Annotated in this window: 16 protein-coding genes; 8 read left to right on the top strand and 8 right to left on the bottom strand. The window is 49.0% G+C overall.

Features of this window, described 5'->3' with window-relative positions; translation table 11 throughout:
• Positions 1-168: 168 nt before the first annotated feature.
• The gene (locus AAHB90_RS11650) at positions 169-678 is read right to left on the bottom strand and encodes a hypothetical protein (RefSeq protein ID WP_342085253.1); all 510 of its coding nucleotides are present in this window, start codon (positions 676-678) and stop codon (positions 169-171) included.
• Between the two features lie 13 nt (positions 679-691).
• Positions 692-3,646, bottom strand: coding sequence for a TonB-dependent receptor (locus tag AAHB90_RS11645; protein WP_342085251.1), 2,955 nt, complete (start codon positions 3,644-3,646; stop codon positions 692-694).
• Positions 3,647-3,932: 286 nt separating this feature from the next.
• On the opposite strand from AAHB90_RS11645, the gene AAHB90_RS11640 reads away from it, so the two are divergent.
• The gene (locus AAHB90_RS11640; protein WP_342085250.1) at positions 3,933-4,088 is read left to right on the top strand and encodes a hypothetical protein; all 156 of its coding nucleotides are present in this window, start codon (positions 3,933-3,935) and stop codon (positions 4,086-4,088) included.
• A gap of 123 nt (positions 4,089-4,211) precedes the next feature.
• Here AAHB90_RS11640 and AAHB90_RS11635 read toward each other — a convergent pair whose 3' ends face one another.
• Positions 4,212-5,852 (bottom strand): RagB/SusD family nutrient uptake outer membrane protein, encoded by a 1,641-nt coding sequence (locus AAHB90_RS11635; protein ID WP_342085248.1) that lies wholly within the window; start codon positions 5,850-5,852, stop codon positions 4,212-4,214.
• A gap of 32 nt (positions 5,853-5,884) precedes the next feature.
• Positions 5,885-9,052, bottom strand: a complete 3,168-nt coding sequence (locus AAHB90_RS11630; protein WP_342085246.1) for a SusC/RagA family TonB-linked outer membrane protein — start codon at positions 9,050-9,052, stop codon at positions 5,885-5,887.
• Positions 9,053-9,928: 876 nt separating this feature from the next.
• On the opposite strand from AAHB90_RS11630, the gene AAHB90_RS11625 reads away from it, so the two are divergent.
• The 7 genes from AAHB90_RS11625 (at position 9,929) to AAHB90_RS11595 (ending at position 16,132) form a co-directional block, all read left to right on the top strand.
• Entirely contained in the window at positions 9,929-10,384 is a 456-nt protein-coding gene (locus AAHB90_RS11625; protein WP_342085244.1) for a GbsR/MarR family transcriptional regulator, read from the top strand.
• Between the two features lie 26 nt (positions 10,385-10,410).
• Positions 10,411-11,742 (top strand): TolC family protein, encoded by a 1,332-nt coding sequence (locus tag AAHB90_RS11620; protein ID WP_342085242.1) that lies wholly within the window; start codon positions 10,411-10,413, stop codon positions 11,740-11,742.
• A gap of 6 nt (positions 11,743-11,748) precedes the next feature.
• Positions 11,749-12,846: an efflux RND transporter periplasmic adaptor subunit gene (locus tag AAHB90_RS11615; RefSeq protein ID WP_342085241.1), complete on the top strand. Its 1,098-nt coding sequence runs from the start codon at positions 11,749-11,751 to the stop codon at positions 12,844-12,846.
• Positions 12,847-12,849: 3 nt separating this feature from the next.
• A complete protein-coding gene (locus AAHB90_RS11610) occupies positions 12,850-14,115 on the top strand; it encodes an ABC transporter permease (RefSeq protein WP_342085239.1) in 1,266 nt (421 codons plus the stop codon).
• Between the two features lie 5 nt (positions 14,116-14,120).
• Complete coding sequence (locus tag AAHB90_RS11605; RefSeq protein WP_342085238.1) at positions 14,121-14,795, top strand: ABC transporter ATP-binding protein; 675 nt, start codon at positions 14,121-14,123, stop codon at positions 14,793-14,795.
• A gap of 273 nt (positions 14,796-15,068) precedes the next feature.
• Positions 15,069-15,680, top strand: coding sequence for a Crp/Fnr family transcriptional regulator (locus tag AAHB90_RS11600; protein WP_342085235.1), 612 nt, complete (start codon positions 15,069-15,071; stop codon positions 15,678-15,680).
• Between the two features lie 56 nt (positions 15,681-15,736).
• Positions 15,737-16,132, top strand: coding sequence for a DUF4267 domain-containing protein (locus AAHB90_RS11595; protein WP_342085233.1), 396 nt, complete (start codon positions 15,737-15,739; stop codon positions 16,130-16,132).
• A gap of 199 nt (positions 16,133-16,331) precedes the next feature.
• On the opposite strand, the gene AAHB90_RS11590 is transcribed toward AAHB90_RS11595, so the two are convergent.
• The 4 genes from AAHB90_RS11590 to AAHB90_RS11575 all read right to left on the bottom strand — a co-directional run bounded on the left by AAHB90_RS11590 (position 16,332) and on the right by AAHB90_RS11575 (position 21,056).
• Positions 16,332-18,077 carry a HAMP domain-containing sensor histidine kinase gene (locus AAHB90_RS11590; RefSeq protein WP_342085232.1) on the bottom strand — a complete coding sequence of 582 codons (1,746 nt, stop codon included), beginning with the start codon at positions 18,075-18,077 and terminating at the stop codon, positions 16,332-16,334.
• A gap of 19 nt (positions 18,078-18,096) precedes the next feature.
• On the bottom strand, positions 18,097-19,221 hold the full coding sequence (locus AAHB90_RS11585; protein ID WP_342085231.1) for a sensor protein KdpD: 1,125 nt from the start codon (positions 19,219-19,221) through the stop codon (positions 18,097-18,099).
• Between the two features lie 99 nt (positions 19,222-19,320).
• On the bottom strand, positions 19,321-20,406 hold the full coding sequence (locus tag AAHB90_RS11580; protein WP_342085230.1) for a porin: 1,086 nt from the start codon (positions 20,404-20,406) through the stop codon (positions 19,321-19,323).
• Positions 20,407-20,495: 89 nt separating this feature from the next.
• Positions 20,496-21,056, bottom strand: a complete 561-nt coding sequence (locus tag AAHB90_RS11575) for a K(+)-transporting ATPase subunit C (RefSeq protein ID WP_342085227.1) — start codon at positions 21,054-21,056, stop codon at positions 20,496-20,498.
• Between the last annotated feature and the right edge of the window lie 22 nt (positions 21,057-21,078).

Raw genomic sequence — 21,078 nt, 5'->3', positions numbered from 1 at the left:
CGATCCGCATAAAGCTGAGTTGAGGTGCGGCATTGACCGCCTGCTGCGCATTGGCCTGAATGCAAAAAAGCAGGACAACGCCCGGCGCTGCCCTGCTTATCGATTTCAAACATCCCTTCATTTCCCTTCCACCGGCCAGAATGGCGGTTCTGCCCGGCTGGTTTTATTTTATTCTGACTCTGCTACCGGTGCAGCGTTAGCGCCTATATTACCAGCGGCAACGGTTACCGCACCTAGTTTAACCGTTACGCTAGCATTGTAGGCGTCAAGTTTATCGAAAAACCCCTCTTCATTAATGCTGAAATACTTACTGGTCTCGAACGCCCCCGTAGCACCGGCTACTTTATCGAGCACTTTGAGGGCCGTGCCGGGCGCTGCCGTCACCTTTCCGGGAAAAATGGCGGCTGTATAAGAGCTGCCCTTTGCCCCGTTATAAAGGCCCATCTGTACTAAGGTGATCGTTTTGTTGTACTTGTAAAAGACGATGCGCCCATAAATGTTCTCTGTATTCGCGGCAGCTAACGTGTAAGCCTTATACGTCGACACCGTGCCGCCACCTGGGGCTGTATTTAAATTGGGCGGGTAGTCCTGTTGTTCACAAGAACTAACCAACGCAAACAGAGTCATCGTGATAATCAGGGATAACATCGGGGTGATTTTGCTGATATATGTTTTCATGTCTGGATGATCATTAAAAGTTGAAAGAAACACGGCCGTAGTAATAAGATCCGTTGGAGCCTTGCTGATTGTTGTCGTAGAGATAAAAGCCTTGATTTTCAGGGCGCAAAATGTCAGGATATTTATTAAAGACGTTACTGCCGCCGATGGACAATTTCAGATTCTTGGTCAGATCGTAGCCAACGCTGGCATCGAAAATAGATTGCGCAGAAAACTTCTGATCATAAAAGTTACCTTCTGCATCGGAGGAAGTTGACCGGGAGGTAACCGTTCCAAAGTATGTTCCTCTCACCATAGCATGAAATTTATTGACGCGATAGGTAACCGAGCCGATTAGTTTTTGCCTTGGTGTTCCGGTTTCAAACTGGCCAATGGTCGCCCGGTCCAGGTACTTGGCCACAATCTGTTCTTCGGTAAGGTTAGCCACATTCAGATCAAGTACTTTTCTGTTCAGAATGGTGTTTTTGCTGAAAATGGCTGCAAGACTGAAAATGAAGCTTTTACCACGGGCCAGGGTCAGTGTATAGTTTCCGACTGCTTCAATTCCCTTCGAACGTACGTCTGCACCATTCACAAAGAACTGGGCTTCTCCACCACCGATCACCTCGTCGTAATTATTGCCTACCTCGGAAGCATTGAAGTAGCTGGTCCTGAAAATGCGGTTATCTACATCAATCTGATAAGCATCCAAAGTCACTTCAAATCCATGGGCCGGTTGATAGGTCAGGCCGAAACCATAGGTTCTCGATTTTTCCTGCTTAAGGCCCTGAATTCCTAAAACCCTGGCGGCGGTACTGTTGGTCGGATAAGTTGTCACATCAAGCGGTTGCGGAATACCATTTGCGTCCGGCACGAATGCCGTAGCTGTATGGGTATAATTCAACTCTTGAAGGGATGGCGCGCGGAATCCGGAAGCAATCGAAGCCCGTAATGAGAGCGTTTTGGCAATGGAATACCTGGCGGCCAATTTGCCAATGGTGACGCCACCAAAATCTGAATAATTTTCCACACGAAAAGCTCCGGCGATCAGCAGGCTTTTAGTTACTTCAAGTTCGGCATCAAGGTAAGCAGCCATGGTGGTGCGGTACTCATCCCTTTCGTTTTTCGGGCCGAATCCGGCAAAACACTGGCAATTTGAAGACAGGGATTTAACAGTAACCTGCTGGCCCGCATTAACACTGATCGGATTTCCATTTGCATCTACGATCGGTGTGCTGCTGGCATCTTCCAAAGGTTTTCCATCTGGTCCGACAAGCAAACCAGCTTGACCTACCGTAAGCACACCTGCATCTCCATAGGTATAAGCCTCTTCCTGACCCTTCATGATTTTGTAGTTTTCAATACGCATTTCAGCGCCAAAGGCAATGTTCAGGCCGCGCAGCACATCCTTGAAATAGCGTGAAAAATCAAGGTTAGTAGAATTTTGGGTAAACTGGTGCGTACCCAAATACATATTGACCGGCGAATTGGAACCCAGTGAAGCATTCATGGTATTGACCATTCCTATACGCATCCGGTTCCGGCCAAATGTGTTGCTGAAATCAACATTGAATTCTCCCAGCTTACTCTTAATACCGGTTGTATTGGAAAGGTCCGAAGTATTGGAAGTCATCTGTGGACGGAAGCCATTGGGATACAGCAGGTAATTGAAGCGGTCAGTTTGTGCGGGACGGCGGAAGTAGCATGAGAATCCCTTAAGATATTTGTAAGACGCTCCTCCAAAACTGTACAGCGTTGTGGTAGGATTCAATTGATAACCTGCATTGTAAAAAGTACTGCCGAGGGTAATGGCAGGCATACCCGCATAAACGGCAAAATCAGCTTTGGTAAGGCCGCGAGCAGCCATTAATCCCGCTTCTGTGGTCAGCGAAGCAAGTGCCGCCGTGTTGCCCGAGGCCTGTGCGGCAACAAGCTCAGGATTGGTGATGACCGGATTTCCGTTTTTGTCGGTCCGTAGGTTATTCAGGTAGGTATTATCAAAAAATCCCCAGTCATTTACAAAAGGTCTCAGGGTCGGGCGTTTTTGTGTGATTTGTCCAGACAGGTTAAAGTAACCTTTGTCACCAATTTTGAAACCGTAATTAGCATCAAACTGATAATTAAATCCGTCTGGCTTACCATCTTTGGTCAGTTCTCCTGCTTTACCGCCGGTATTGGCATAGCCTCCGCCGGTAAAGCTGCCTGTCAGCTTATCTGTCCCTTTTTTAAGGATAATATTGACTACGCCGGCCACTGCGTCCGAACCATATTGAGCAGCAGCGCCATCGCGTAAAATTTCAACTCGGTCAATGGCGGAAGCCGGAATGGTCATCAAATCAACGGACGTGGAGGGGCTGCCGACAGCTGTTCCGGTTATAAGCAACGCAGAAGTGTGCCTTCGTTTTCCATTCACCAGGACCAGTATCTGGTTGGGGGCCATGTTGCGGAGCTGGACCGGATCTACATGGGAATCAAGGTCACCACCCTGGGATCTGACCGCGTTAAAACTTGGTGCAACAAAGGCCAGCATTTGGGCCAGGTCGATCTGGGGAAGGTCTGCCATGATATCCTTAATGGAAATGACATCCACAGGGACGGGAGTTTCCAGGATTGTTCGCCCCGTGTTTCTGGACCCAGTCACTATTAATTCATTTAGCTCTGTGCCGCCATCTTCCAGCGGAACACTTAACGTTGCCTCTGAACCTATTCTGACCTCCTTGGTCTTAAAGCCTATAAAGCTGAATACCAGGACATCACCCGGCGCAGCATCGATCGAGAACATACCCTGATTATCCGTAATAGTACCTTTGTTTGTATTTCCTTTCAAGATAATGTTGACACCAGGAAACACCTCCGAAGTGGATGCAGAAAACACTTTACCGGTAATCTTTTTGCTCTGGGCCTGCATGGTAAGCGGTAACCAGGCAATGAGCAGAAAGAGCATCGTAGACTTGGCTGCGAATGTGCATTTTTGTAAGTTTCTCTTCATAGTAATGGAGTGATTTTAGTTGAATATTCATTGTAAATGATCAGATTATATGGACATAGTCTGATAGCAACAGCCCCATTCAGGGTCTGCACGGTGTCATTGTATCAAATGCGCGGCTAATACGTTGAAAATATCGAAAAAATCACATAATGCAATATATAATATCGGATACATAGAAAAATACAATATAATTTATATATATTCTCCATAATATATTGCTTTTATTACGCTCCCCCCAAGAGGCTAACACTGGGGAGCAGCCAGGGCAACTGGCAATATGTAGCGCGTGTCCGTCGAGCGAGACAATGCAGGCCGCGGCGATGCGTATTCCCATCGCATTGTCGGCCATATTCAAATACTTAATGTGCGTGACACGGTCGTTTCACAAGCTTCCGTCCAGATTAACCACGTAGTCTCTCTCTTCATTGCATTCACCTGCTGACAGCGAGGTCCCGCAGAGGCGATGAATTACCACTGGTGGTCAATCTGAACGGAATGGCGGGGGCTCTGGCAACAACACTGAATCGTTAGCGCTCAACCCAACCGGACAGGGCCCGGCAATAACCTACAAGCCCTTTGGATTTTGAACCGCCACGCTCCCTTCGCCAGCCTTGTTATAGGCAAGCTCGTTGGCAGGTACGTCCCAATAATCCAGGAAGTTGTAATTAATGGTCGCGTTCTTGCTAACCACACCTGCTTTGTCAACCACAACCGCGCCGGTTCTACCTCCGCCGGTAGCAACGTCGTCAATTACGCCCCAACGTCTGGCATCGTAAAAAGCAAGACCTCGGAAAGGCAGAACCACCCTTCTCTCGCTTCTCAATTCTTCTTTGGCAGATGCCAGGCTGAGCCCTTTGCCTGCGACGGCGGCCAGACCGGCGCCCTGAAGTTTGCGGATGGCATCAATGATTTTAAGCCCCCCCTCGATGTCTCCCGTGTTGATAAGCGCCTCCGCCAATGTCAGCTGATTCTCCTCGTAGGTGGTGGCCATATAAAATTCATACTCGCCCACCGCTTTATTTCCCAAGACAACCACGCCCGCAAGCCCCTTTCCGCCATCGATCAAACCATACCGTGTATTGAAGATGTTTCCACGGTCATTGTTGCCGATCCATGGGTTGGTTTCAATCGCGAAATTGTTCTCAAGTCTTTTGTCGCCCGCTTTAAAATCCTGTATCAAGCGTTCGCTGACTTTGAAACTACTGGTTTTGGTAGTACCCGTAGTAAGTGCCGAAGGCGTGCTGCCGGTAGCAGAAATAAAATCGCTGGTTTCGTTTGATCTTGCTGTAAACACATAATCCGTAGCCGTAACGCCATCTTTCGCAAGGGCGATAATGGACGCCCACTGCGCCGCGGTCATGTTTTTTACAGTGGTATTTACCAACACGTTGCGCGCTTTCATAGAATTGATGTTTCTCTTCCACATATCAGGCGTAAGTATGCCACCTTTTCCAACCTGAAAAAATGTAGGGATAATTTTACCGATCACTGCTGAGTAGTCAGCGACACTGCTAACTGCGCTTAAAGCTGCTGCGGCTTTGTCATAGTTGGCATTGGATTCGGCAATGATAGCCTCCCTGCTCACAAAAGTATTATTGGTCCCCACTGCCAGGTCATTGATGATACCGGCATAGTAAAGTGACCCGATGCGGCCATAGGCGTAACCCTTCCACCAATATGCCCAGGCCCTGAGCGCGTTCTTTTTACTTTCGGCATCTCCGGTAAATGTCGTCTTATCTACCAGCGCCAACACATTATTGGCCCCGCTATTGAGACTGTACATGTAGGCCCACTCGTAATACAACGGGTTATCGCTGGCGTTTGCATTGATATTTACCTGCCGAAGCATGTCCAATTGAAGAGTCGGAGAATTGGGGTTCTTTACCCTGGTACCGTTATCAAGGATCACGTAATTGGCCACCCCGATTTCGTTCAGCCGCTGGTTGGCAGCTTCTACCCCCACAACGTCCCCCATAATTTCATGATAACTAAACGGATCTCCGAAAAACCCGCCATAGAAACCGCCATACTTCACAGTCAGGAAGCCATTTACATAAATAGCGCCTTGCGCCAGGTTGATCAGACCAGATTCCGAATTAGCGCTACCAGTTGTTGGCTGGTTCGGGTTCTTAACGTCTAATTGATCCTTGCAGGAAAGAACCGACGCCAGAAGCACCAACATCGATAGCAATTTTATTTTTTTCATGTTTTATCTCTTTAAGAATGCAATGAATGTTTTCAGAAACCGAAGTTTAAGCCGACCTGATAAGATCTGTAATTCGGCATGCTGCTGTGATCAGTTCCGCGATCCCATGCCGAGTTGTTGGCACCCGACACGATTTCAGGATCCATACCGGTGTATTTGGTTAATGTAACCAGGTTACGTCCCGATAGCACCAGTTGCAGCCTTCTGAACCCTTTGATATGAGTCAGTTTTGCAAAATCCAAAGCGAGCGAAATATTTCTCAGGCGCAGAAAAGAGGCATCCTCGTAGAAATAATCTTTGGTACCATTTCTGGTAACGGCCGCATATACACCCCGGTAAAACGCGGTCCATGCTCCGGTTTCTCCATCGATCGTGAACGGTTTTGCATAGTCGGCATGGATCCCGTCGCGGTACATCCATTCCTTGGTTTGATTGTAAAGATGGCTTCCCTGGATCCAATCCAATTGAACATTGAAAGTCAGAAAACCCTTGATCGTCAAGTCATTGATAAATGAAATATTGAACTTTGGATTAGGATCGCCAAAGCTGTATTTGTCGGGGGTTACATAAGGGAATTTTGTCGCTTTGTTGACCACATAGCCGTTGCTTGCCAGCGTGTAGTCACCCTTTTCCGCCTCCGAAAGAAAGGGGGTGCCGTCTGGCTTTTTGGCATCCAGGCTATGGATCATTCTATGGCCGTAAAGCTGTCCGATTTTTTCATCCTTGCGAAGCACATAATTAGTACTTCCCGCATTGGAGATAACGACAATCTCCTGATCGCCGACAACAGAATTGATTTTCGAAGTCTGTTTCGTAAAGTTGGTCGTCAGGTTCCAGCTAAAATTCTTGCCCTGGTATACAGATGCGTTCAAAGAAGCCTGCAGGCCGTGAGAGCCCAGTGAAAAAGCATTGGTTTTCAAAGTTCCCGAACCGGTAGTAGGCGCCACGTCAATGCTCCATATCGCATTATCCGTAGTCCGTTTCCAATAGGTGGCCGACAGACGGAGATCATTCAGCCAGTCCGCGTTGGGCATTACGTTCAATGTAAAATCCGTTCCGATTTCAAGCTCTTTGGATACTTCCACACCCAGATCAGGGTTATTTTGGTTTGGGTCGAAATAGAAGGCATTGCTTGCACCCAAAACCTTGGTACTTAAAGTAACGTAGCGGTCAAAAGGCTTAGGCTGAATACCCGCCTCTCCGTATGCGGCACGCAGTTTAAATTCGGGAATACGGTCGGCAATGGCTCCTTCTTTCCAAAAACCAAGTGAGGACATTCTTAAATAAATATCACCTCTTGGAAAGGTAAACGGCTTTGAACCTCCTCCAAATGCGGACGAATAGTCACTTCTGAACCCGCCGGCAACACCGAATAGATCCCCATATTCAATTTTTTGGTTGACAAGGTACCCATAGGTAATAAACGGTTCACGGTAATCCTGAATAACTTTGAAGGATGTTCCCTGTGTGCTGTTAAACGGCGTGTAAGTCGGCAATCCGGCCGCGGCCGCCGCATACAGCGTCTGTTTCTGGTTGCGGTAGTCAAAGGAGATCTGGGTAGACGTCGTAATTGGAACATTCCAATGAAAGTCATCCTCGAAATTGGTGTAGATAAATGCAGTACCCAAAAAATTCTGGAATGTTCTTGCGTAGGTATATTTATCGATACCGCCTGTGTTGTCGGGGCTGATCGCGGAGCCAACCCAGGTCGAGGCGGCTACGGAATTGGCATTGTTTGACTGGTTTTGCGCCGTGTAGACGAAGTCTTCCCTATTGTAGTTGAGTCCGTACTTTGCATCCAACTCCAGGTACTTGTTGACTTTATAGTTCAGGTTGAAATTTTGAATGATATCAACCTTTTTATCGTCGCTGTCTGAATAATACTGGGCGTAAATAGGGTTACTTCCGTTCACGCCCGCCGCATCCCCCAACTTGTTGATTGGACTACCATCGGGCAATTTGAAATCGTAGTCCACAAAAGCACGGCTATTAAAGATCGAGTATATGTTATTCCCATTTACGGTGTTTTTGGTATAAACCAGCTGCGTGGTGCTGCGCAGCCTTAACCCCTTGGCAAGCTGAACGCCGAGGTTGGTAACCAGGTTGCTCCGGTCGTTATAACCATTGTTAAGAAAGTTGGATTTTTGGTGGTTATTGGATGCAGAAGCGCTGAAATCGAATTTTTCGCTGCCTCCTGAAAGGGAGATACTATTATTGATCGTATTTGCTGGAACAAAAAATTGTTTGAAGTGATCATGATAAGCAAGATTGGCGTTGTATGGCTTATCGGTCTTGTTCAGCGGGTCCGTACTGTTCCAGATTACGTTTTCCGTGTACAAGCCGGTCAGCGGGTCAATCGAAATCGGTGCGCCCGAAGAACCGATGATGTTATTGTTTGCGTCGGTATTATATCCATGAAAACGGGACTTGGCCATGCCACCCACGTTCAGATAGGTGTTGTTTGTGATCGCGCTGGAAATATCGATATTCAGCTGGCCGTTTTTCCCTTTTTTTGTAAAAAGCTGGATAACCCCGTTTGCGCCCTGGGCCCCATAAATCGAAGCAGAAGCGGCGCCTTGAACGACTTCAACCCGCTCAATTGAATTGAGGTCGATCGCGCTGAGATCCGTCGAAGCCATCTGAATGCCGTCTATCAGGATCATTGGCGAAGTTCCCCGGTTCACAGAGTTGATACCTCTCAGCAAAATGTTAACTCCCGCGCCCGGCGTTCCGTTACCGCTGGTAATCTGCGCTCCGGGAATTTTCCCAACCAGCGCCTGGTCTACCGAAGCAGAGGGTGTCTGTGGCAGGCTTTTACCGGAAATTGTTTCGACAGATATCCCCAGCTTAGCTTTGCTGGTAGCCACACCGCTACCGGTCACAACCACTTCGCTTAAAATCCTGGCGTCGGATACCAGTTTCACGTCGATCACCGACAAGCCGTCGAAAGTGACTTCCTGCGAGATCATTCCAACAAAGCTAAAGGTCAATTTCCCCTGATCGGGTACGGCGATTTTGTATTTGCCATCCATGTCCGTGATCACACCGTTGTGGGTGCCGGCGATTAACACATTCACTCCCGGGATCGGTGATTCGTCCTCCGCAGCGGTGACTACACCTGTTACAAACTTTTCCTGCGCCCATAGCAATGACGAGCAGCAGCACACCAGCAGGGCGCTGAGCAGTAAAACCTTCTTCATAAGTAAACAATAGTTAGGTTGGTATCGAGACTTGTCTCTAAACAAAAATACCTTTTCGAATTTTCAATACAAACTAACCCATATTCCACAAATCACATATACGATAGTTGTATATTCTATGATAAAACAAAATTATATTCTTTAATTAATTTAAATATTGAAATATAATTCCGAATCAAGCCAACGTACAACCCCTACTTAAAATCATCATTCTGAGTAGCGTCGGAATACGGCCACCATTTTTTAAAAAAAATTATAAAGTCCGCAGCCTAAAATTCTTGATAATATTCTACAATTACATTTTAAAATGATTTCTCCAAAGTGCGTTTTTTCCGGAATCTCAGACTCCTTCCGGCCGGAGCGACCATCAAAAATCTTACTATTAAACAATTAATCGATTTGGCTTGGGCATTTTGGCAGCAATACCATTAAAGCAATTCTTGTTAAAGTATAATTTTTTTAACATTAAATCCATATTCATACAAACCTGTGAGTCAACTTTTTGACAAAAAACTACAAACTATACCAATATACGTTCCCAGTCAGAGGTACTTCCTATTACAGCATAGCAACCTGTATCAATATACGTCAAGGCCAAACTGTCCCTTTCGGCCTTAGCCCCATTAAGCAGCACCTTGGTTGCAAGCCCATCCGTCGGTTTAAGGTGTGACCGGAGGATGATCTGGAATTTCTCAATAGCTGGCCCCGTTTTCCTTCGAATCAACTTTGTTTGGAAAAATACCGGCGAATTCGACGTAGGTTTTACCATGTCCCTGTTTATCATAGTAAATTTTCATCCTATAAATTATCAGCAGTTGGTTCTTTGTTTTATGAACCAATTACTATTAATTTGATAATTATTAGACAGCGCAGATTTTGGAACAACACAGAGAGCGGATTGAGCGGCACAGCGCCCCATTGGAGCATATGGGGCTTACCCCGGTAGCGGCACGGATTTTCACCTATTTGCTGCTTACAGGCAAAGAAGGAGCTATATTTGAGGACTTAGTGGCCTATTTTAAGGTCAGCAAAAGCGCGGTGTCCAATGCCCTGAAAATGCTGACGGCCTCGGGTATGGCCGGCTACCGTACCGTTGGTGGCAAGAGACGGCGATTTTTCTATGTCAATATGAGGAGCATGTTTAATGAAACCGAAATGACCGCCCGCTACCAGCAGTTCTTTACGATCCTGGATGATGTCCGGAAGGCCAGGGGCGTTCAGGATGAGTTCGATAAGGAGCTTGGCGAGATAGCAGTGCTTTACAGAATGCTATTGGTAGAATTCCCGATCATCCTCGAACGCTGGAAACGGACGATAGAACTTGGTGGTTAATTTTTAACTTTTTAGTTCTTTTAATAATGAACTTGAAGAACAACTTAAAGATAGCCTCGGTACTTCTCTTTTCGCTATCGGCGGTCGTAGCACAGGATGCGGCGTCACCATCCGGTTGGACGCTGGAGCAATGCCTGCAATACGCTGCCGACCACAACAAGGAGCTGAATGTCGCAAGGCAACAGACAACGCTCGCAGCTACATCGTCCGGCCAGGCGAAAGCAAAGCTGCTGCCGACCGTTACCGGCACGGCTTCCCTAGACCATTACTGGCAAATACCCGTGCAAGTCTTTCCGGGCGAACTGGCGGGCCAGCCGCAGGGCACTTTTGTTCCAGTAAGGCTGGGAACGCCCTGGATGGGCAATGCCGGTGTGCAGGCCGACCTGACCCTGATAGATGCTGCTACGTGGAAGCAGATCAAGACAGCCAGGTTACAACAGCAGCTCAGCGCCAGCCAGGGAGCATCTATCCAAAAGCTGGTCGGCAAAAATGTGCAGATGGCCTTTTACAGCGCGCTGTTGAATAAAGAAGAATTGGCCTTAGCCGAAGCACGGCTAAAAGACTTTGCCGAAAGTCACCGTCTGGTCGCCCTGAACTTCGAAAAGGGGATTACCGACCAGATCGCTCTGAACCAATCACTTGCTTTACAAGAAGACCTGCGCGACGAGGCTGGTCGCATTCAGGCATCATATCAGCAGTCAATGCTGGATTTAAAGTTCTGGATGGGCTTTCCTATAACAGATTCGCTCCCGTTGACCGCCGCACGGACTCCAGCGCCGGATGTGACGCTTTCAGGAAGCTTCCGTCCCGGGTTTTTGCCGGATTTTGCCTCGGATAGCCTTGCCGTCGAAATCGCTATTGCTGCCCAGCGGCGGTCCAGGGCAGCTCTTTATCCAAAGATCTCGCTGGTCAGCGGTTACACCAGGCTTGGTTTTGGCAGCGAGGTTAGTTTTATAACCCAATCTAAATGGTTTTCCTCCGGATACGTCGGCCTTCGCCTCTCGGTGCCCGTCTTTGATCTGTCCCGGATGTCTTACCAGCTTAAAAAGGACAAACAAAGTACCCTTGTGGCCTTAGCCGAGCGGGATGCGCATATCGCCAGCAGCAATAAGGCGTTCGCCTCGGCAAAGATCGCCTATGATCGTGCGCGCCAGGAGCTCGCCTCCCTGGAAACCAAGCAAAAGCTGGCGGAAGAAAATATTAGCTTATCAACCAAAAAACTGCAAAAAGGTATTATTGACATGATCGCGCTTAAAGAGTTTCAGGACGAGTTGACCCTCATCCGGCAGAAGCGCTTTGCGGCCGAGCTGCAAGGCCTGATCCAAATTGTCGAACTTGATTACTTACAAGGCAACTAATCTCCCATGAAAAAGTTATATGCACTGCTGTTGACAGGCAGCTCGCTCTTTTTCTCCTGCAAGAAGGAACCAGCCAGCTTCAAAGTGACCAACAGACCCATAAACGAAGCCGTATATGCGTCCGGCGAGATCATGCCCGAAGCCTACGAGCTGATCAAGGCAACATCAAACGAGCGGATCCTGCAAATCCTGGTCGAGCAGGGAGCCCCCGTTCAAAAGGGTCAGGTACTGGTAATCCTGGGCGAGCCCAGCCAAAATGCCCAGCTGGGTATCCTGGACAGACAGCTCCGGTTGGCCCGCCAAAATGCCTCGGACAGCTCGGCCAGAAGTGCGGAGCTGCGTCAAAAGTCTGCCCTGGCCAAAGAGCAGTACGAGCTTGATCTGGCCGAGGCAAAAAACTACCAGGAACTGGCAGCCGAAAAAGCTGTCCCGGCCCAGGAGGCTGAACGCCGCACCTTAAAGGCTCAGGCCAGCCTCGCCGAATACAACAACCTGCGCTACCAGCAGCGGGCCCTGCAGGATGATCAAAAAGAAAAGGTACTATCGGTGAGCCGCCAACTTGCCGAGCTGCGTCAACTGAGGGAAAACAATGTGCTTACCAGTAGTATCGAGGGCAAAGTATTCAGCATTTACCTTAACGAGGGGAGCACTGCGGCGGCGGGCGAGCCGATCCTGCTGGCCGGTTCAGCGGCACGGTTCAAACTGGAACTCTTGGTAGATGAAAGGGATATTGCCCAGGTTAAACCAGGACAAAAGATCGTTTTTGAAACAGACGCATTCAAGGGCAGGCAGTTTCGGGCGACCATCACTAAGATCGTCCCCGTGATCCAAAAGGAAAACCGAAGCTTTAAGGTCGAAGCGGCCGTGGAAGGCACTGATAGCTTTTTCCCACAATCTTCGGTGGAGGCCAATATCCTTATCCGCCAAAGTAACGCGCTGGCTATTCCCAGCGCCTATTTACTGGCCGGGGATTCGGTATGGGTCGCGGCGGCTGAGGGAAAGATCATCAAACGTAAATTGAACACCGGCGTCAGAAGCGGTCAATGGACAGAGATTAAAGGCGGGCTCAAAGCTGGTGATCTCATATACGAAAAAGCCCCATAGTTTATGAAGCAACGGCTTACCAATATCCGGCTTTCCGCAGCAATCGCTGCCACTTATATGAAGGCCAAGCTAAAGCAGACGCTTGTCGCTACCGCTGGCGTTGCCTTTGGCATCACCGTATTTATTTTCATGGTCAGTTTTATTCAGGGTACCAATGAATATACCCAGGATGTGGTCTTCCAGCAATCTCCGCACCTTAGGCTCTTCCATGAAGTGCAGATCGCAGACGGGTCGCTGCTGGACAGGCGCTTCCCTGGGGTGGTCAACGTGGTGCACCACCAAAAGCCCAAGGACATCCTGCTCAACCTGAAGGATGCCAATCAGGTACTCTCAGGCCTGGATAAGGATAGACGCATCCAGGCCGCATCCGGCGCAGTTACCACCCAGGTTTTTTTCCGGCTTGGCTCTTCCTCGCTCAACGGCAGGATCAATGGTGTCGACCTTCAAAAAGAAAATGAGCTGTTCAACCTTGCGGGGAAAGTCATCGAGGGCAGTTATGAGGAGGTAGCCCTGAAAACCAATAGTATCCTGATGGGAACGGGGCTGGCAAAGCGCCTGAATGTAAAAACAGGTGATCAGATCCTTATCACTACGGAGAAGGGCGGCAACTTCCCGGTGATGGTGGCCGGTATTTTCAAAACCGGACTGACCGATATAGACAAACAGCAGTGCTACGCCAGCATCAAGACCGTCCAGAAACTGCTGGGCGTTCCCTCCTCTTACCTGACGGAAATAAAAGTGAAACTCTTCGACAAGGAGCTGGCCCCGGAAGTCTCCCGCCAACTACAGGCCCGTTATGGGTACCAGGGTTCGGACTGGAAAAAAGACAACGCTTCGCTTTTAGAGGGGGACGTCCTGCGAAGGATGATCGTGTATGGTGTAGCGGGCACTATTTTATTGGTGGCAGGCTTTGGCATATTCAATATCCTGACCATGATGATCTATGAAAAAATGAAAGAGATCGCCATACTGAAGGCGACCGGCTTTTCCGATTCGGACGTCAGGGGGATTTTTTTGACCCAGGCGCTGGTGATTGGCGCGGTTGGCGCGGTGATGGGCTTGCTGTTTGGCTTTTTGATTTCGTATGCAGTATCCAAGGTACCCTTCAACAGCGATGTAATGATCACCCTTGATCATTTGCCAGTCAGTTTTAAGCCCGTTTATTACATTACCGGCTTTACATTCGGCATTCTGACAACGGCCTTATCAGGTTATCTGCCGTCCCGTAAAGCGGCGAAGATGGACCCTATTTCCATTTTGAGAGGATAAGCAACATGAACGTACTTGAAGTAGCAAACCTTAATAAATTCTTCAACGAGCCGGTGCGCAACCAGGTGCTCAATGATGTGGGTTTCCAGGTCGCGCCGGGCGAATTTGTGGCCATCACCGGTAAATCCGGCAGCGGCAAATCGACTTTGCTCTACCTGCTCTCCACGATGGATACCGATTTTGAAGGCAGCATTGTAATTGACGGCCAGCAAATGAAAGGCAAAAGCAACCGGTGGCTGGCTGCATTCCGTAACCGGCATATCGGCTTTGTCTTCCAATTCCACTACCTGCTCCCCGATTTTACCTCCCTGGAAAACGTTATGCTGCCCGCCCGCAAGCTGGGAATGTATGCCAATGATCAGATCGAGCAACGCGCCATGGACCTGCTAAGTCTTCTGGACGTGAAAGACCAGGCATTAAAACGCACAGCCTTGCTATCCGGCGGCCAGCAGCAGCGGGTAGCGATCGCAAGGGCGCTGATCAACGAGCCGCTGATCGTCATGGGGGACGAACCGACCGGGAACCTGGATAGCGCCAACAGCGCAACGGTTTTTGCTTTGTTTAAAGAGCTGGCCAAGGAAAGACAACAAACGGTCCTGGTGGTCACCCACGACGAAGATTTCGCCCGCCGTGCCGACCGCAGGATTCATATGGCCGATGGACGGATCGTAAAAGGATAGTTTCGCCTGCAATCGGACCCGATACGTTTTCCAGCGCGATCATGTTCGCAACACTCGTGCAAGATAATAAGATAGCGCTACTAGCCGGAGCGTCACCCGCGAACGGGCATCCAGCTCACTTCGGAGAAATGTATTCAACCTTCTTCCTAATAGCCACATGGAGTTACGTTTTGGAGTTAAAGATAGGATTTTGAATTGTGAGAGAAACCTGCAAGTGAGCGCCCGATACTACCTTTCTTATTTCGCGTTAACCTAAAAAAGAGACCTTTGGAAATGAAATATCCGACAGCTCCATTGATTAGTAAGATTAAGCACATTGTACCAGTTAGCGAAAATGACGAGAAACTGATTGGCAGCTTGTTTGAACCTCTGCATCTCGAAAAAGGAGCGTATTTTGTACAGCAGGGCCAGGTCTGCCAGCAAGTTGGTTTTCTTCAGACAGGTCTGATCAGGTATTTTGTCAACCAGGACGGGGACGAGAAGATTTACAGCTTTGGGCTGGAAAACGATTTTGTTTGTGACTATGAAAGCTTTCTGTCAAAAGCGCCATGCCGCCGGGCGGTCCAGGCTATTGAGGATTCGTCGTTAGTCGTAATTAAATGGGGCAACCTGCAACGTCTTTTTGCCGAATTAACGCATGGCGAAAAGTTTGGAAGGGTCGCGATAGAACAAGTCTTTGTTCAAACAATGGGGCAACTCGTTTCACTTTACACGGATTCGCCCGAGCTGCGTTACCAGACGTTTTTAGATGAATATCCAACGCTTCCGGCAAGGATCAGTCAGTACCACATTGCTTCCTATGTCGGCGTCAAGCCGCAGTCGTTGAGCCGTATCCGGGCACGTTGGGCGGGGAAGGATTATGGGCGTAGTTCTTCACTTGAGTGAATGCACCGGTCCTTTCGGCTCGTCAACTTTGTGCTGTACTTTAAAAACAGCATATTATGAAATCGCAACAAATTTCTTACCCGGTGATGGCTACCTGCATTTTGATCGGGCTCGGGCTTCTCTTTATCGGCGGACGTTTTCTGATCGCCCCTGAAATTGCGGAAACAGGTTTTGGGCTTCAATACCAGCAGCCTGACTTCGCATTTCATTATATCAAAGGCATCCGGGACATTTTCTCAGGACTTATCATCGTGCTATTTACCTGGTCAGGCTATCGCAGGCCGCTCTTTTTGACCCTGTTGGCCGGTTCGGTGATCCCCTTTGCCGACATGCTCATCGTATGGTTTACCCCGGGTAGTAACCTGTGGGCAATGCTGATACATGGCGGCACAGTAGTCGTGCTTTGGCTACTCTGCTATTTTTTACGACGTCCATCCGCCGGGAACGAGTAGTCTGGGCCACGGTCACCATCCGTTTTGAGCCGTAGCGGTAAATGTTGGTTTGCCCCTCCCCTAAATGAATATCGGCCAGCTGGTCGATCGACACAAGCGGCCCGCTCAATGAGGGTATTTGCATTGCATTGATAGCACTTACCGAGTTTCCGGTTCGCAAATACCCATGCCGGCGTCCTGATCCGGAAGCCGCAGGTTTTCATGCGGGTTGCGCCACTTCGACGGCAGCCAGCTTGAAATAAAAGGTACTTCCGGATCCAAGTTCGCTTTCGACCCCGATCTCGCCGCCTTGCGCTTCAATAAATTCCTTACTGATTGCCAGTCCCAGGCCTGTTCCTGACTTCTGGCTTCCAGGAACTTGAAAATATCGGTTGAAGATTTTCTCCCGGTACTTTTTATCGATTCCCTGCCCGTGATCCGTCACCATGAAACTGACCCGATCTTTATCTTGTCCCACTGAAATGACGATCTGGCCGCCTTCACCGGAATAGCGGATGGCGTTGGTTAAAAAGTTAATCAGCACCCATGATGTCTTTTCGAGGTCGGCACGAACAGCCGGCAAGTGGGGTTCGATATGTGCCGAAAGGTCCACGTTTTTCAGTTCGGCCTGAAAACGGACCGCGTCGAGCGCGTATTGCCAAATTACCTCAGGGGCGGCCGTCTGGATATTGAGCTGGATATTTCCCGTCTCCACCTGAGACATATTCAGAAGCTCACCGGTTATTTTCAGAAGCCGCTCACTGTCGTCCCTAATCGATTCGATGAGTTGGGCCTGTTCCATATTCAAAGTCCCGATACCGGGCGACTGCAATAATTGCAGGCTCATTTTGATCGAAGAAATCGGTGTTTTGAGCTCGTGTGAAACCGTTGCGATAAAATTGGTTTTGGCTGAGTCCAGTTCTTTAAACGGCGTAATATTTTTCAGAAGGATTACTTTCCCGATATGGACCCTTTCTTTTTCTCCGGTAGGGACTATACTGATATCAACCATTTCCTTCTCAAAATAGCTTTCTTTTTCATCAGCATAGATTTTAAGCAGATTTCGCTCTTTCGAAACGCCTTCACTTCCTGGTTCGGCCTGATTGGTCAGCGCCCGGATCAGGTCGTTTCTTTCTGAGAGCTCCTGCGCGGACCTGCCAATCATTTCGCTCATGGACATGCCGGTAATCTTGATCGCTTCCTGGTTGGCGAACAGCACAATTCCTTTCTGGTCCAGGCCGATCACCGGTTCGTGCATATTGTTAATCAGAGCTTCGGTCCTTTTCTTTTCGATCAACAGGCTAGCCAGGTTGCTGTCATCGTACTCTTCCAGCTTCTCGGCCATCGCATTAAAAGCATGTCCAAGTTGCCCAAATTCATCCTTACGGTCGAAACTGACGCGCCTCGAATAATTCTTGGCGGCTATCTGCCTGATACTTTCGCTCAACTCCATAATGGGATTAGCAATGTTGCCTGGCAGATTGACGAAAAGCGTCAGGGATATGATCGTGCATGCTGTTGCTGTCAACACGATCCACAGGATGGCAGAGTTGACAGTCCCGTTGGCAACTTCATTTTTGGCCTTGATCGCCTCCATATTAATTTTGATCAGGCCCAGAATATCTTCGCGCAGCAGAGCTGGAAGTGTGTCGGGCCTTGCACTGGTATGCAAAAGATTAAAATGGCTCCTGATCCGTTCCGTCGCCTGCTCTTCCCCAGGCTCGGTAATGTTTCCGAATTGTTTCGATAAGTTATGTTCAAATGAGGCCCGGGCCGACGGCTTCCCGATATCATCCAGGGCCAGCATCATATTCCTGGAATACTCCAGCGTGTTATAGTTGTCGGCAAGAATATTGGCCGTTTCGTCTTTAAGCCTGTAAACATTTCGGGAAGCTACAAGCGATTGCAGCAAGATCAGCAAAAACAGCAGCCCGAGGCTCAGTCTCAATTTAGGTTTGATTTTCATATCATTATTGATGGATAGATCATGAAAGAATGACAAGGTCGATGTCGGAGCTGGTGAGTTTCTTTAATAAATTATTGAACAGGTTGGTCGCAAGGATCACCCTGATTAAGGTGATATGCGGCTTGCCTATGCAAATGGTGGTCACCTGCCGCTGCTCTGCCGTTTCAATAATCGCCCGGGAAACGTTCGAGCTGGAAACGCGGATAATCTCGGCGCCCATTTCGGTTGCCAATTTGAAATTATTAATCAAGTGCCGTTGCTTATCGAGTGGTATCCGGTCCCGGCTTTCCGCGGGCGTTTGCACATACAGCAGCAGCCATTTACTGTTGTAGTAACTGGCGAGCCTGGCCGTTTTACGGATCACATGCTTGGCGGTCACCTCATTGGAACTGATGCATGCCAGGAATTTCTCCCTGCGCTGGGCGACGAGCTTGGGCACTTCGGTATCTACTTTACGCTCTACCTGGCTTGCTACCTCCTTCAAAGCCAGCTCACGCAGTTGCAGAATGTGGTCTGAACGAAAGAAATTGGTCAGCGCGGTCTGGATCTTGTCGGGCCTGTAAATCTTACCCTCTTTCAACCGAGTGATCAGTTCATCGGCGGTGAGGTCGATGTTTACTACTTCGTCGGCCACAGCCAGCACATTGTCGGGAATGCGTTCACGTACCTCCACGCCGGTAATCTGCTTCACTTCCTCGTTCAGGCTTTCAATATGCTGGATGTTGACCGCGCTGATGACATTGATACCAGCATCCAGGATTTCCATGACATCCTGCCAGCGCTTTTCGTTTTTGCTGCCTTCAATATTGGTATGCGCCAGTTCGTCTATAATCACGATTTCAGGCCTCAGACCGATCACAGCCTGCATATCAAGCTCTTCCAGCTCCTTACCTTTGTAAAACAACTTCCGACGAGGGATGACGGGCAACCCTTCGAGCAACTCGTGGGTTTCCTTGCGGTTGTGCGTCTCGATGAAGCCGATTTTGACGTCTATCCCGTTTCTAAGCAGGGTTTGCGCCTCTTGCAGCATCCGGTAGGTTTTACCCACACCTGCACTCATTCCGATGTATATTTTAAACTTGCCCCTGCGGGATTTCTTAATGAGGTCAAGAAAATGCTGGGCGCTTGGATTGGTCTCTGGCATATCTGAGCTGGATGGAGGTTAGTAACAAAACAACCTTCCGGGTTTTTGCCCGAAAGGATCTGGTTTTTGATGTTGCTGGCAGTGTTTTATGTTAATTTACTAAAATGAAACAGCAAGTGAAGTGGTTACGAAAGTATTGTTCTTACTGGTCGAGCCGCTGCGCTCCGTAAAGATTTCGTCCTTACCGCTAAGCGTGCGCGCCTCGATTCTCCATAGCACATTCTGCATCACCGCGTAGTCCAGGTTCGCCGAAAACCCCCAGGTTTTGAAGCCCGCCGGACTGCCCGTTGAAATAATCACCCCTTTTTCATCCTGAAAATATTCGCCTCTCAAAGCCACATTGACCTTCGAAGACGGGGAATAACGAACGATCGCCACCGGTACCAACCAGTGGTTGTAGCTGCTGCTGCCTTTCTGCTTTTGCTCGGTACCATAGTCAAATCCGGCGGTGATGCCCCATTGCGGATTAACCTGGAAGATACCGTACAAATTATGGTAATAACGCATCTGGCGAACGCTGTCGGGTTTGTCATTGCCGATGAACGTACTGTAATTCAATGTTACAGCCGCCGATGGCTTATAGGTAACCTGGGTACCGAATGCGGGCGTGGTGTTGCCATCCACCCGCTGAATGCGTTGCCAGCCGTTCAGGTACAGCGCAGCCAGGTACAGTTTGCCGTCATCGGTCGTATAGTTCAGCTTTGCCCCCGACTCGAAATAGGGCGAGTTTTCTGCGACCAGGCTCCGGGTCAGCGTCCAGTTATCCTTGCCGATCGCGCTTTCGAATCCTATATGGGAAGACATAATACCCGCATCAAGCCACAGGTTTGCCTTTTTGGCCAGCTTAATCCCCGCATTCGCCTCATAGATATTGCGCAGCACGCCCGGTTCGGCAGCATAGTTTGCATTCATATAGGTACCCACAGCCAGCGCCAGGTTGGCCCGGACGCGGTCGCTGCTATAAGCGCCCTTGATAAAGCCCAGGTTCAGGTTGACTTCTCCTGCGCGGTTGAAGTTATACATGAACGAAGGCGTCGTGTTGGTCTTCGGACGGTTAAAATCATAGTTATAATACGCTTCCAGATACCCGCTAACTGAAAAAGAAGGCGCGGTAGCAGTAGAATCCTGAGCCTGTGCGGTCCGAAAGAAGGCAAGCGCCGAGGCCAACAAGAATAATTTTTTCATCGATTAAAGAAGAATGCGTGGCCGGAATACCGTGCGGCGTTTCCGGCCACAGATTTGTAAAAAGCTGCAATAACTGCCAGCAACAGCATTTATTTGAGCTGGTCCAATGCCAGGTTCAGCTTCAATACATTCACATGCGACGGCCCAAACATTCCCAAAAGCGGGCCCTCAGTGTGTTTTGCGATCAGTTCCTCGACCGCATTTTCGGACAGACCGCGCACTTTGGCAATCCGGGCAGCCTGAACTTTCGCACCGGCGGGGGAAATGTCCGGGTCAAGACCGCTGCCGCTGGCTGTCACCAGTTCAACGGGCACGTCAGCCTTATCTACGCCTGGGTTATGTACCAAAAACGTATCCAGACGTGCCTGAACGATTTGCAGGTATTCGGGATTGGAAGGTCCCTTATTGCTACCGCCACTACCGGCCGCATTGTAACCCACAGCGGAAGGGCGACCATTAAAGTATTTGTCTTCTGTAAACTGCTGTCCGATATTGGCATAATACTTCTTGCCATGAGCGGAAATCACTTCTCCTTTACCATGGTTAGGCGCAAGCTGGGCAATCGCCCAGACGACAGCCGGGTAAATCACGCAGAAGAGAATGAGTGTAGCTGCGGTAAGCCTGATAGCAGGCAATATGTTCGTTTTCATTGTCTTATTTTTCTTTGGTATT

The organism is Dyadobacter sp. OTU695 (assembly GCF_038440355.1).
In the GTDB taxonomy this organism is placed as follows: Bacteria; Bacteroidota; Bacteroidia; order Cytophagales; family Spirosomataceae; genus Dyadobacter.
This window is presented reverse-complemented; position numbering and strand designations above follow the sequence as displayed.

Coding starts and splice junctions, on each gene's coding strand:
- AAHB90_RS11650 (WP_342085253.1), bottom strand. CDS start 678: ATGAAAACATATATCAGCAAAATCACCCCGATGTTATCCCTGATTATC.
- AAHB90_RS11645 (WP_342085251.1), bottom strand. CDS start 3,646: ATGAAGAGAAACTTACAAAAATGCACATTCGCAGCCAAGTCTACGATG.
- AAHB90_RS11635 (WP_342085248.1), bottom strand. CDS start 5,852: ATGAAAAAAATAAAATTGCTATCGATGTTGGTGCTTCTGGCGTCGGTT.
- AAHB90_RS11630 (WP_342085246.1), bottom strand. CDS start 9,052: ATGAAGAAGGTTTTACTGCTCAGCGCCCTGCTGGTGTGCTGCTGCTCG.
- AAHB90_RS11620 (WP_342085242.1), top strand. CDS start 10,411: ATGAACTTGAAGAACAACTTAAAGATAGCCTCGGTACTTCTCTTTTCG.
- AAHB90_RS11615 (WP_342085241.1), top strand. CDS start 11,749: ATGAAAAAGTTATATGCACTGCTGTTGACAGGCAGCTCGCTCTTTTTC.
- AAHB90_RS11610 (WP_342085239.1), top strand. CDS start 12,850: ATGAAGCAACGGCTTACCAATATCCGGCTTTCCGCAGCAATCGCTGCC.
- AAHB90_RS11605 (WP_342085238.1), top strand. CDS start 14,121: ATGAACGTACTTGAAGTAGCAAACCTTAATAAATTCTTCAACGAGCCG.
- AAHB90_RS11600 (WP_342085235.1), top strand. CDS start 15,069: ATGAAATATCCGACAGCTCCATTGATTAGTAAGATTAAGCACATTGTA.
- AAHB90_RS11595 (WP_342085233.1), top strand. CDS start 15,737: ATGAAATCGCAACAAATTTCTTACCCGGTGATGGCTACCTGCATTTTG.
- AAHB90_RS11590 (WP_342085232.1), bottom strand. CDS start 18,077: ATGAAAATCAAACCTAAATTGAGACTGAGCCTCGGGCTGCTGTTTTTG.
- AAHB90_RS11585 (WP_342085231.1), bottom strand. CDS start 19,221: ATGCCAGAGACCAATCCAAGCGCCCAGCATTTTCTTGACCTCATTAAG.
- AAHB90_RS11580 (WP_342085230.1), bottom strand. CDS start 20,406: ATGAAAAAATTATTCTTGTTGGCCTCGGCGCTTGCCTTCTTTCGGACC.
- AAHB90_RS11575 (WP_342085227.1), bottom strand. CDS start 21,056: ATGAAAACGAACATATTGCCTGCTATCAGGCTTACCGCAGCTACACTC.